At 59.8% G+C, this 12430-nt stretch carries 10 protein-coding genes and 1 pseudogene; 5 read left to right on the top strand and 6 right to left on the bottom strand.

The window, feature by feature from the left end; all coding sequences use genetic code 11:
• Positions 1 to 593 (bottom strand): annotated as a pseudogene (locus ACGFZ3_RS15270) (transposase); the annotation flags it as partial.
• 189 nt (positions 594 to 782) lie between these two features.
• Between ACGFZ3_RS15270 and ACGFZ3_RS15265 the strand changes: the two are divergent.
• Positions 783 to 1586 carry a hypothetical protein gene (locus ACGFZ3_RS15265; RefSeq protein ID WP_392922897.1) on the top strand — a complete coding sequence of 268 codons (804 nt, stop codon included), beginning with the start codon at positions 783 to 785 and terminating at the stop codon, positions 1584 to 1586.
• 210 nt (positions 1587 to 1796) lie between these two features.
• Here the strand turns inward: ACGFZ3_RS15265 and ACGFZ3_RS15260 are convergent, their stop codons facing one another.
• The gene (locus ACGFZ3_RS15260; RefSeq protein WP_392922894.1) at positions 1797 to 2831 is read right to left on the bottom strand and encodes a YaaC family protein; all 1035 of its coding nucleotides are present in this window, start codon (positions 2829 to 2831) and stop codon (positions 1797 to 1799) included.
• Between the two features lie 924 nt (positions 2832 to 3755).
• Between ACGFZ3_RS15260 and ACGFZ3_RS15255 the strand changes: the two genes are divergently transcribed.
• Positions 3756 to 4811 (top strand): DUF4238 domain-containing protein, encoded by a 1056-nt coding sequence (locus ACGFZ3_RS15255; protein WP_392922891.1) that lies wholly within the window; start codon positions 3756 to 3758, stop codon positions 4809 to 4811.
• 136 nt (positions 4812 to 4947) lie between these two features.
• Here the strand turns inward: ACGFZ3_RS15255 and ACGFZ3_RS15250 are convergent, their stop codons facing one another.
• The 3 genes from ACGFZ3_RS15250 to ACGFZ3_RS15240 are packed head-to-tail and all read right to left on the bottom strand — an operon-like array spanning position 4948 to position 6875.
• Positions 4948 to 5709 carry an abortive infection family protein gene (locus tag ACGFZ3_RS15250; protein ID WP_392922888.1) on the bottom strand — a complete coding sequence of 254 codons (762 nt, stop codon included), beginning with the start codon at positions 5707 to 5709 and terminating at the stop codon, positions 4948 to 4950.
• Positions 5710 to 5715: 6 nt separating this feature from the next.
• The gene (locus tag ACGFZ3_RS15245; protein ID WP_392922885.1) at positions 5716 to 6351 is read right to left on the bottom strand and encodes a DUF2026 family protein; all 636 of its coding nucleotides are present in this window, start codon (positions 6349 to 6351) and stop codon (positions 5716 to 5718) included.
• Positions 6351 to 6875: a hypothetical protein gene (locus ACGFZ3_RS15240; RefSeq protein WP_392922882.1), complete on the bottom strand. Its 525-nt coding sequence runs from the start codon at positions 6873 to 6875 to the stop codon at positions 6351 to 6353. Before ACGFZ3_RS15240 ends, ACGFZ3_RS15245 begins: the two co-directional genes overlap by 1 nt.
• Positions 6876 to 7600: 725 nt before the next feature.
• Here ACGFZ3_RS15240 and aroQ point away from each other — a divergent pair.
• The 3 genes from aroQ to accC all read left to right on the top strand — a co-directional run bounded on the left by aroQ (position 7601) and on the right by accC (position 9974).
• Entirely contained in the window at positions 7601 to 8044 is a 444-nt protein-coding gene (gene aroQ / locus ACGFZ3_RS15235) for a type II 3-dehydroquinate dehydratase (protein WP_392922879.1), read from the top strand.
• A 63-nt stretch (positions 8045 to 8107) separates the two neighbouring features.
• Positions 8108 to 8596, top strand: coding sequence for an acetyl-CoA carboxylase biotin carboxyl carrier protein (gene accB, locus ACGFZ3_RS15230; protein ID WP_392922877.1), 489 nt, complete (start codon positions 8108 to 8110; stop codon positions 8594 to 8596).
• Positions 8597 to 8606: 10 nt separating this feature from the next.
• Positions 8607 to 9974 (top strand): acetyl-CoA carboxylase biotin carboxylase subunit, encoded by a 1368-nt coding sequence (gene accC / locus ACGFZ3_RS15225; RefSeq protein ID WP_392922874.1) that lies wholly within the window; start codon positions 8607 to 8609, stop codon positions 9972 to 9974.
• A 136-nt stretch (positions 9975 to 10110) separates the two neighbouring features.
• Here the strand turns inward: accC and ACGFZ3_RS15220 are convergent, their stop codons facing one another.
• Positions 10111 to 12276 carry a hypothetical protein gene (locus ACGFZ3_RS15220; protein ID WP_392922872.1) on the bottom strand — a complete coding sequence of 722 codons (2166 nt, stop codon included), beginning with the start codon at positions 12274 to 12276 and terminating at the stop codon, positions 10111 to 10113.
• Between the last annotated feature and the right edge of the window lie 154 nt (positions 12277 to 12430).

Here is a 12430-nt window from a genome sequence, read left to right as displayed (position 1 = left end):
GGTGCCGTAGCCAATTTCTGCCCTTATTCCCTCTGCCTTCATCAGACGTCGAACACGATGGCGGCTGCAACGTTCACCGGCCTCACGAAGTTCCCGGGTGATCTTGCGGTAGCCGTACAACGTTCCACTTGCCAGCCAGGCGTGCTTGATAAGACCGCGCAGACGATCATCCTCACGACGACGCGGCCTGCCCGAATTGCCCGCCCATGCATAGTAGCCACTGCGGTTAACCCCAAGCACTCGAGACATTGCCGTCAGCCTGAACTCGCCCAAGTGCTCACGCATGAAAGCGTACTTCGCCATCACCCCTTGGCGAAGTACGCCGCGGCTTTTTTTAGGATGTCGCGCTCTTCAGTCAGGCGTTTCACCTCGGCCTTCAACTGACGCACCTCGGCTGAGTCCCTGGGCGTCGGCAACATCGACCCCTCTGGCGTGCCCGCCAAGGCCTCGCGCTTGGCCTTGCGGAGCCATTGGTAAAGGCTGTGGGATGAGACCCCCAGCCGCTTGGCAACCTCGGCTACAGCAAAGCCTCTTTCGGTAACCTGCTTGACCGCCTCGGCCTTGAACTCATCGGTGTACTGCTTGCTTGCCATAGACACCTCTCTCGCTTTCATTGATTATGGCTCTGAGATGTCTACGAAATCCTGGCCGGTCCAAAGAGCTTCTGCAGCACTAAAGCCAAAGAGTCATTGGAAGAATGCGCTCACCGAGTAACTGGCAAGTCTCGATGATGCCGTGTGCGAAACAAATCGGACCGGATCTTCACCTGAGTTGGAGGGAGCATGATCTCGAATTTGGAGCAGTACAAGAAGGACTTGGACGCGTTGATCGCAACTGGGGATAAGCTCACATATGCGATTCAGCGATACGCACATGGTGACGAGTTCGATAAGGAGGTCAAAAAGCAGCTCGGGGAAGGAGCTGCGGAGTTCATAAAGGCTGTCCCAAATTTCAAACTTGCGTATCAGGCGTGGTACTCGGAGGCTCTGAGCCTAATCAAGCAGTTACTCCCAGACCGTCTCGCTGACTTCGTACGGCACTATGAAAAGCCAAAAGTGCGGAAGGAGATTAGCTTTGAAAACTATCGGATTGAGGATGCGCTTCAGGGCCTCAGAATCACTCGGGGATATGAAAAGCTTGTTGGAACCGAAGGGGCAATTCCTCACTTTGAACAGCAACTAGCAATCCTGAAGTCTGTGAGATCTAGATTTGAGAGCACGCTCTTTGATATACGTCAACTTGTCCAAGCGGACCTGTTCGACTCTGAGCTAGATGCAGCAGCAGAGTTGCTAAAGCAAAAATTCTCTCGCGCTGCGGGAGCCATGGCGGGTGTAGTGCTTGAGCGTCACCTGGCCCAAGTTTGCTCGAATCATGCGATCAAAGTGACAAAGAAGAACCCGGGAATATCTGACCTCAATGAGCTACTTAAGGGTGCCGGCGTAATTGATGTTCCGCAATGGCGATTCATTCAACATCTGGGGGACATCAGAAATCTGTGCGACCACAGCAAGGTGGTAGAGCCTACGCCGGAACAAGTCGGTGATCTCGTTGCTGGAGTCAAGAAAATAACGAAAACCATCTTTTAGAGCCGAGCAGTCATTTGTATATTTTTTAACATTCAGCCGTAGCAGAGAGGTGATCCGCGGCACTCGGCCGGCCGCCCCTATCAGAGCGCCGAGTTAAGCTCGGCGCTGTGATCGCACTGGGTAATGGCCGCGTACGGCCAGTAGCGGACGTTCAACGCCGGAATTAAGCCGCGCCGCGAAGCGGCGTCGGCTTGAATGAAGTGTTGGAGCTCACCTTCTGGATGACCGGCCAGGGGGCATGAACTCTCTCCCTGTCATCTCGGACGAGATCTCATCGAGAAACTGATCCGGCGATGATTCAATGAACTCGGAAAGAAGCCAGTTGTGCTGACATTCAAAGTGGCGGGCTAGCAGGTCTGGTGTGTATCGCGAGAGCTCACTCAACTTATGCATTGCTGCAAATGCAAGCGTGAGAGGTGATCTCGAAATCAGTGACGTGATATTTCCGCCTCGCTTGATGTACCAAAGCCGCTGCGATCCGCATATGTAATGCAGTTGTGATCTAAGCTTCCGGTGATACGTGCAGTACCTAGCAATGCTGTCTTCTCGATTGCTTCCAACCCAGTTAAATCTCGCCTTTCGCCGGATCATAAATCTATTGGGATCGCCTAGCTCTTGCTCGTAACCAGCAGGGAGCTTTGCAACTGTCTTCTGCGTCGCATATTTACCTTGAAGCTCAGCAACAAACCATGCCTCATGGCTTTTGCTCGACTTCACTATTCGAGGTGAAGAAATTGGAATGAATAGCTCCTTGGAGCTTTCGAAGGTTAGATCGTAGGCCCGGTGTACGTACGGTAAGTTGTAGATTAAATCTGCTATTGAGTGCATGGCGCCCGCCGTAGGCTCACCTAAGTGCGTGCATAGCGCAGCGAGAATGCCGCCACTTTGAAATTTTACGATCTCGTTTGAGAGTGATGCCCGCCCCGCTTTCGTATAGCCGCTCACACCATGTTGGTCACTGAAATTTATGCCCTTAGCGATCAGAAGCGCCTTAGTGGCATTCAAGAAACAGTAGTAAGCGGGAAGCGGTGATGCGACTTTGGGCAGGACACGTGTTGCGTCATAGAATGAGTGCGCCTGCTGCCAAAAGAATCGAGCCTTGTCTTGTTTTGACCGGCGAAGCCATAGATCGACGTAGTCCCACGTATCCGTTACCAGAACAGTCTTTTCACCGAAATGAGGCTTCGTGATCGCTTTATGGATCGTAAGAGGGCCACCTTTGTATCCAATCTCGATAAAAGCCATGTGTGAGCTCTAACCACCTAATAGAAGGACCCAGGGGCCGGTTATACGAATTACCCACAAAGCACCGTATTGCGGGCTGCCTCCTTGATACAGCTTGATCTTAGGGCGGCTGGGTCCGGCTAACAAGCCAGCGGGAAACCAAACCCAGCGAGGTAGCCCCGGCGATCACTGCAAGCTCGGGCCGGCGGAAGCGCAGATGTCCGCTACGGGTCGCATGACGCCCTGCGGCCAAAAACGGACCTCTACAACGCCTGAATTAAGCCGACCCGCGCAGCGGGTTCGGGTTGAATGAACTGCTATACATGAGCGAGTACTTGCGCCAAAGATTGCGACGCAACCGCGATTGCAGCTAACACCGCGCCAACTGAATTCCATTTGGACTGCGCCGCTAGAGTTTCTCTCACCTCAGCCCCGTCGAAGGTTATGCCGCCGAGATATGGCTCATTCCCGCTCTTGGCAGCAGCCTTACGCCGCTGCTCCAAAGCTTGTTCTCTAGTCACCTTTACGCGGCTTGCATAAAACCAAGCAGCAGCCGAGGCCAGACCACAGACAACTGAAAGGATGGTTAGGAGCATAAAAATCTTCCTATCACGTATAACTCCGGAACTAAGTCGATTCGCGAAACGAGTTCCCCTTCGTACGCCTCGATCTTAGGGTGGCTGGGTCCGGCTAACAAGCCCGCGTATAGCTGGATCCAGTGGTAGCCTTGGCGACCACCGCAAGCTCGCGTCGGTAGAAGGGAAAATGTCCGCTTTGGGTCGCATGACGCCCTGCGGCCAATTGTGGCCCTTCGTGGTCTAGGAAAGGCTGGGTGGTCCAGATGACATCGAACTACCCTTCCAGACTGGTATGGGACACGCCCCTAGTCTCACCACTTGAGCCGATAGGATGGAATTCTGTCGAAAGGATCACATTGGCACTTCCATGTCCGGCCGCCGACACCACTACTTACCCCGGTTCCTCCAACGACCCTTCGCCCACCGGCAAAATGGCAAAGAGTTCTATGTCTATGCCCATCACAGTGCGCGTGGCGCCTATCCCTCCAACGTCATGAACCTAGGATTGGAGCGGGACTTCTATGGTAGTCCCGAAGACACGACCCTGGACGACGAAATCACAAAAGGGGAGCAACATCTCGCGCAGACGGTCAACAAGCTCAATGATGGACAGGAGGTGCCAGCCGAAGACATCGCTTCACTTATCGCTGCACTCTCGTTCCGCACTAAGGCCATGCGGAAAGCTCTATCCGACCTTGTTGCACCCCTAATGGAAGCCGGCCGGACCTACATGCTGGATGGACGACTGCTGCAACAGAACCTCCATGAAAGCCTGCACGACCCGAAGAAGCGCAAGGATCTCATCTATAAGCAGATCCGTGACCAGATGGGCCACCACAGCCGCGAACAGCAGGCCAAGATGTACACGCTCATGCTGCCGAAGTGGAAGATCCTCGTCCAGGAAAACGAAGGCCGCCTACTTGCCCAAGCTCATGCCTGGGTTGCGTTCGCGTTGGAACGCCTGATGGAAAAAGCGTCCGAGATTGGCGATAGTGGATTTTTGAAAGCACTGGCAAAGGGGCCTAACATGCCAGAGCGCGCCAAGCGACTGGCAGCAGAGATGGTGTTTGAGGTGTGGGATGCGCCCGACGGCGAACACTTCATCCTAGGCGACTGCGGCACGGTCGGTCTATTTTCGGATAGCAAGCCAAGGCTGGCTCTGGGCAGCATCTACAAGGTAGTCGACATGGAGATCGTGTTCCTCCCGATTTCCCCCACACGTTGCGTGGTCGCGCGCACCCCGTCCGCTGTCCGATCCATAGGCGTATCGGAACTCAACCGACTGAGCGCCGCCGTTTCGCATGAGTTCTTTATCAGCGCGCAACCTGACGATCCACAGCTAGCCGAACTACGTGAGGCCATCGGGTCAATCGAGCCGATTGCCTCCAAGGAAGAGATCGCCCAGTTCCTGATCCGAGACTAGATCAGGGGAAGAAAACCGGGTTCCAGAGTACCTCAACCCGCAGGTGAACGTCCGCTTCGAGTGGTATGACGCCCTACGGCCAATAGCGGCTCTTCGCACTTGTACTGCGGTAACTCCTAGTGCGGATCGCTTCGCGTTAGACCTTCACGTTGAGGTAGTGAAACAAGGTCCCGGTGGCGTTCACCATCAGCATCGCTTCCGCGTCATCCAACAATTTGTCATTGGGGTGAGCGACCGAGGCGTGATTCCGGATAGTGTTGAGCGTATCGACTACGCTGGAGAACGAGTTCAGCACTCGCACAACATCCTTATCCTGGCTCCCGAGATGCTGGAGCTTGGGGTGACTGGCGCGCAGCAGCTTAAATAGCTGAGTAAGCGATGTTTGGTCATCAAATATCAGTCCTGCGCGAAGGCACACGTCCTTCAGGTACCCGTGAAGCGCAGTGTGAAGACGGTCAATACAGCTGACAGGACCGCTCTTCAGTAGAAGGTGATCAGCGTCACCGAGCGCCCGCTCAACAACTTGGGAAGCACTGATGCTTCCGGCCGGCAGCGAGGGTACGTGGGTTTCGATCAGCCCAAGCTCATGCAGCAACTCCGGTGACTCATTCTCCAAAGCGCGACGAATATCCTTTCGCTTCAGCAACGTCGCGATCGCGGAGGGGTTGCTATTGGCGAAGTATCGGAGCGCCTGAAATACGCAAGCTCCGTAGTCGTCGTCCCCAAAGTAGAGGCTTCTGCGCAAACGTTCATGACTGGTGATGTATTCATGTTCACCAGTTTCGTATCCGAACTCTTCCCAGTCAGAAATGGTGAACTGACCTGAGATTGCGCGCTGAAGGGCAAGCATCAGCTTGCCGGACAAGCTGGGATTTCGCAGCGCGTCGTGGACGTTCATTACTCGTTACCAAGCCCCTGAGATAGCAGGAGCACGCAGAGTCAGCTTGTAGATCTCGCCAAGGTCGTTTAGCAGGCTAAGTTCATCCAGCTTTTTTGGATGCTTCTTGAACCAACGCTCAACTGCGTTCAGAAGATCCACGTTCGCAGGTCGATCACAGAGCAAATCGATGAGTTCAGAGGTCAGCTCAATGTCGGGTATCGTGAAGTAGTCGCCGGGCGTGCGCAGCTGCTCGATGGATTCCACTTCCGCAGACAATGGGCGCTGAAACATCCTGCGCGGCACAGTGCCGGGATACCCCTTACCCTTTACTGCCTCGTTGAAGATCGGCGACATGAAGTCAATTACGTGTGTTTTGGTCTGGACCCACATATGGAACCCATTCCGATCAGATGTGACCACGCCATCGTCGTTCTTGGCAATGCTGATGACCGAAGGTGCAGGGTCAGTGCACAGCAGGAATGCGCCAGCTACTGCGCGAGCAGCAATCCTGTAGTGTTTGTTGAGGATCAGTGCCCCGGCGGCGGCAAAAAACATGCACGCAAAAGGCGTATTGGCCCGACCTTCAAGCACCGAGTAGATGACTTCATAGATCCGCCGATACTCCGGCAGCGTGAGTAGGAGCTTTGCCGCGCCAGCCACTAGCAGTCCACGCCGTTTTGGTTGCGACGTTCTTGCTGGGCCAACCCTTCCGGCTCTTCATAGCGCCCATGAACCCCAAGGAACGAGCCTTTGGGGTGATACTTGCCGTCTGTGCCGAGAAAGGACCCTGGCGAGTGGTACTTGCCGTCCGTTCCGAGGAAAGAGCCGGCAAAGTGATACTTACCGTCGGAGCCCAAGAAGCAGCCCTTGGGGTGGTACTTCCCATCTTGGCCGAGGAAGGCCCCTTGCTCGTGATATCCGCCATCTCGACCAGCGAATGATCCAGCGGGATGGTATTTGCCGTCCTGCCCAATGAACTGCCCCTTTGGGTGGTACTTGCCGTCAGCACCGATGAACTCACCTTTGCGGTGGTACTTGCCGTCAGCGCCTAGAAACGATCCGCCAGGATGGTACTTGCCATCAGTGCCGAGAAAGGAACCCTTAGGGTGGTACCTACCATCCACGCCCAAGAACGATCCTTCCGTATGGTATTCCCCATCCACCCCGAGAAACTTACTCGCCACGGTAGCCTCCTTGTGTTCATGACATTGACTCAGCAAGTTGGCCAGTCCGCTATCTCATTTGCTGAGACAGCCTAGTTACTCGGCGCCCCCCTGCTGCCAAATCAGCATGGGGGTGCGCCCGGCAGGAAGCAATGGGAGTCCTTCGCCCCCTAGCAGCGATGCCGCACCAGCTTCACCTCAGCCACCAGCTGCTGCCGCAAGCACCCGTAGCGGATGGCGTCGGCCCCGCGGTCCGGGCCGGTCGTATCCACGACCTCAATGTGCTTGGCATCTCGGAACAGCATTGGCACCGTGTCCTAGAAGTTCCGGCACCGCTGCGCCACGTACAGGCCGGGGCGATCCGGCTGCGCGTTTGGGGTAAATCTGGCCTGAGTTTCGGATAGCGCCGCCTCACGGTCACGAAGAGGCAGCTTATGGCCCGGGATATTGCCGAATGTCCGCCTCGGGTCAAGAGCGTACGCTAGCATCACTGGTAACGTTCTCTGGGGCCGGCACGTGCGCTTTCGGCCACTGGCGGGCCTATCACCACTAACTATGGTGAGCGCGCGTCATAGTTGGTGGGAATTCTCACCAACTATGCTGAGCCGCACAAGATGCGCCATCCCATGCGTCCCAAGCGGTACGCCGCACATTCAAACGATCGATTGAAACAACCGTAACTTCGCCGAACTGGACACGATCCACCGGTTCCGCCAGACTCCGCCCTTTCCTGTTGCTTGGCTCTCATGGCGAAACTGCTGGTCCTGCATGGCCCCAACCTCAACCTGCTCGGTACGCGCGAGCCGGGCGTATATGGGCACACCACGCTGGCGCAGATCGACCAGGCCCTGCTGGCCCAGGCGCAGGGCGCCGGGCACGTGGTGGAAAGCCTGCAGTCCAACGCCGAGCACGTGCTGGTGGACCGGGTGCAGGCTGCCCGTACCGACGGTACCACCTTCATCCTGATCAACCCGGCCGCGTTCACCCACACCTCGGTCGCCCTGCGCGATGCGCTGGCGGCGGTGGACGTGCCGTTCATCGAAATCCACCTGTCCAACCCGCATGCCCGCGAACCGTTCCGCCAGCACAGCTACTTCAGCGACAAGGCGGTCGGCGTGATCTGCGGCTTTGGCGCCGACAGCTACCGCTACGCGATGGACGCGGCGCTGGTGCGGCTGGCCGCCACCTGACACCCCATTGACCCGAGCGCTCCGCGCTTCCCACCACACTGACATCAAACACCAGAGGCCCCTATGGATCTCCGCAAAATCAAGAAACTGATCGACCTGTTGGAAGAGTCGAACCTGGCCGAAATCGAAATCAAGGAAGGCGAAGAATCCGTCCGCCTGTCGCGCGCCCCGGTGTCGGGCTACGGCATGGTGCAGGCCCAGCCGCAGATGATGATGGCTCCGGCACCGGCCCAGCCGGTCGCGCAGGCGATGCCGATGCAGTCGCCGACCGAAGCCTCCACCGGCGGTACCGCCAAGCCGGCTGCTTCGCTGCCTGAAGGCCACGTGCTGCGCTCGCCGATGGTCGGCACGTTCTACACCTCGTCCGCGCCGGACAAGCCGGCCTTCGTCAGCATCGGCCAGCAGGTCAAGGCCGGCGAAACGCTGGCGATCATCGAAGCGATGAAGATGTTCAACCCGATCGAAGCCGATGCGTCCGGCACCATCGTGGCCATCCTGGCCGAAAACGGCCTTCCGGTCGAATTTGACCAGCCGCTGTTCGTGATCGGCTAAGGATCCGTCCATGCTCGACAAAGTCGTTATCGCCAACCGAGGGGAGATCGCGCTGCGCATCCTGCGCGCGTGCCACACCCTGGGCATCCGCACGGTGGCCGTGCATTCCACGGTCGACCGCAACCTCAAGCACGTGGCCATGGCCGACGAGTCGGTCTGCATTGGTCCGGCGCCGTCGCCGCAAAGTTACCTCAATATTCCGGCGCTGATCGCGGCGGCGGAAGTCACCGATGCCCAGGCCATCCACCCGGGTTACGGCTTCCTTTCGGAAAATGCCGATTTTGCCGAGCGCGTGGAGGAGTCCGGCTTCATCTTCATCGGCCCCAAGGCCGACACCATCCGCATGATGGGTGACAAGGTGGAAGCGATCCGCGCGATGAAGGCCGCCGGCGTGCCGTGCGTGCCCGGTTCGGGCGGGCCGCTGGGCGAGGACATCGTGGCCAACACCAAGATCGCGCGTGAGATCGGCTATCCGGTCATCATCAAGGCGGCCGGCGGCGGCGGCGGGCGCGGCATGCGCGTGGTGCATGCCGAGGCGTCGCTGAAGACCTCCATTGAAACCACCAAGAGCGAGGCCAAGGCCGCGTTCGGCAATGGTGAGGTCTACATGGAGAAGTTCCTGGAGAATCCGCGCCACGTGGAAATCCAGGTGCTGGCCGATGGCCAGGGCAACGCCATCCACCTGGGCGAGCGTGACTGCTCCATGCAGCGCCGCCACCAGAAGGTAGTGGAGGAAGCGCCGGCACCGGGCATCAGCGCCGAACAGCGCGAAGAAATCGGCAGGGTCTGCACCGAGGCGTGCGTGCGGATCGGGTATCGCGGTGCGGGCACCTTCGAGTTCCTGTACGAAGACGGCCGCTTCTATTTCATCGAAATGAACACCCGCATCCAGGTGGAGCACCCGGTCACCGAAATGGTGACCGGTATCGACCTGGTGGTGGAGCAGCTGAAGATCGCCGCCGGCCACAAGCTCAGCATCAAGCAAAGCGATGTGGTGCTCACCGGCCATGCGATCGAGTGCCGCATCAACGCCGAAGATGCCGAAACCTTCGTGCCGAGCCCGGGTCAGATCACCGCGTTCCACCCCCCGGGCGGTCCGGGCGTGCGCGTGGATACGCACATTTATTCCGGCTACCGGGTGCCGTCGAACTACGACTCGATGATCGGCAAGCTGATCGTGCACGGACCGGATCGTGAAACCGCCATCGCGCGCATGCGGGTGGCGCTGAGCGAGATGGTGGTGGACGGGATCAAGACCAACGTGGCACTGCAGCAGCGGATCATGCGCGACAAGGGCTTCCAGGCCGGTGGGCAGAACATCCACTACCTGGAAAAGCGCTTGGCCGAGCGCAAGAACAAGTCGATCGCATTGACCTGATCTGTTCGGTGGCGGGTTGAACGGGGAGGCGGGCATTGCCCGCCTTTCTGCTTTCCGGCGCTCTGCGCGGCTCGTTGTGGGTGGGTGATACCGCTTTCGGCCAACCAACGGGCGGCGCCAGCCGGCAACGCGTTGTTCAATCGCGCAGCGGGTTGGCCAGCAGCGGCTGCGCGCCAAGTGTTCCCATGGCCTGCCGTGCGGCGCCCAGCTCTTCCAGGTGCAGCTCGCCAGCTGCCTTGGCGGTGACCTTGAACAGCACGTTGTTGCCGATCATGACCTGCGCTTCATCCTGTAGCGAGATCAGACCGGTGGGGTGGGCATGCTGGTGCATCAGCAGGCTTACCAGGGTAGTGGCCCCCTGGATGTTATTGCTGCTGGCTGCTGCGGCGGCATGGACGGCGCGTCCACGGTCACCGCTGGCCACCAGGAAGGTACGGGTGTAAAGCGTCTGGCCTTCCTGCAACCCGGCGAACTGCGCTGCATCCAGCGCCAGCGCGCTGTACACCCGGCCAGCATGCGGCGGAATACGCGCCAAGCCGCGGTTGATGCGCGCCACAACCTGCTCCGAATCCCGGAACACCGGCTGCAGGCTCCCGTACTGCAGGTAATCGTCCATGGAACGGCGGCGCCAGGTGAGATAGCTGTGGATGGCGGCACGCTGCAGCTGACTCAACCGCAGCTGCCCGTTCTGCGCCACGGCGCTTTCGTACACCTGCGCCGCTTCCAGGCTGGGCATGCCGCGATATTCCACATTGAACTCGGCCTGGGTCATGAAGCGATGCTCCTGTGCGGGGATTGCCTGGCGGATGTCGGCAATGCGATGCGCCGGTTGGGCCCGGTGAGGCAGGCGACCGGCACCCCGCCCGCGCGGGAGATACACCGAAATGCGCTGGGTGTGCTCGTCCACCTGACGCAGGCGCACGCGGAAGTAGCGTTCGTTGAACCGCAGGTAGTGGCGCAGGCGGTTGCCCCGGCGGCTCATATACCAGCCCGGCCGCCCCGCGTCGGGCACAATTCCCCGGAGACGCGCCTGGTGCTCGCCCAGCGCCTGCCCATGATGGGCCTCCAGTCGACGGGACAGCTCCGGCGAGAACTCCGGCGGCAGCGCGGCGCAGGCGTCGCCCGGTGCGCGGCGGCAGCGCAGTGTGCGGACGGGTCGGGGGGCCTGCTCGCGCAGCTGGTACACACCGTCGCGCTTGACCAGTTCCAGCGCACCGATGCGCAGGCCCAGGCCCTCGGTCAGCGTGGCGGCGTAATAGCGCCCATCCACGCATACGGCGTTGCCCGCCAGCTCCGTCGCCGGATCGGTGTAGTACAGGATGCCGTCGGGCCCCAGCAGGTCCAGGCGCAGCCGGGCATGTTCCATCGCCGCCTGCTGATGCACATGCCCGGCCACGTGATCGAACAACGGGATGGAGCTGCCCGGGCGACTCGCCCCGGACGCTGCCGGCCGTGCGGTCGGTGCGCGTTTCCACTGCCAATCGCCGGTATCGAACATCACATCGACGGCGCCACGGTCGGTGAGCACCTGCATCCGGCCCTCACTGATGGTGAGGTCGTGTTCAGCCCCCTCAAACCGCACCTGGATACGACCGTGGTGCAGCTCGGCGGTGGTCTGTCGGATCGTCATGCCGGTCCGCCGCGGCAGCGCCGGTGGCGCTTCATTCTCGCCGGAGCCACGCGATGACGGGGCGGCGGGCAAGAGCTCCTCAGTGTCCGGTCCTCCGCGTGCGCCGGGTTCGAATTCATGCAGGCCGCCCAGCGCCATCACTGCGTTGGTCAGTTCGTTTCGACCGAGTGGGCGATGTTCGAGCACGTCGGCGCCTGCATCGAGTACGACCGCCGCTTCCTGCATGCCAAGCACGCTCCGCCCGCCCAGTACGGCGGCTTCGGCAACGGTGGAAATCGCATCCGCTACCTGCAGCAGCGCCCGGGTGCCGGTGCCCAGTGGCGGCGCGCAACGGACCCCTTCATGGCGCAGCCAGGCAGTGCGCGTATCACTGAACAGCTCGGTTACCGGGCTGCGCAGCAAACCGGCCACGCCGTGCAGCACGCCCGGCAGGGTCGGCGAGACAGCCACCGGAATGCAGTCGGGCGGGCGCGCGGGCAGCGGCCGCGCGGTGCTCAGGGGCAACCCTGCGGCATTGGTCACCGTCAGCACCGCCGCCAGCGCCTGCATGGGCGTTTCAACACGGCGGATGGCGACGGGGTCCACCGGGTGCGGCAACGGAGCGGCGACAGGGGTGGTACGGGCGTGGAAGCGACCGGCGGCGTGCCGATGCGCTTCGGCGGTAGTGGGCATGGGCAACTCGCTGGAAAGGCGTGCCCGATGAAATCGGAACAGCCCCGCGCTGTCCAAGCGAAGATGCCTAATGAAAACCCGCCTGCGATAGGCGTGGCGCATCGTGGTAGTCAGCAGCGACCTGTGCGCGGGCCCAGCCCCGGCAGCATCACCA

The sequence above is a fragment of the Stenotrophomonas sp. NPDC047960 genome (genome assembly GCF_043204395.1).
GTDB lineage: Bacteria > Pseudomonadota > Gammaproteobacteria > Xanthomonadales > Xanthomonadaceae > Stenotrophomonas.
This window is presented reverse-complemented; position numbering and strand designations above follow the sequence as displayed.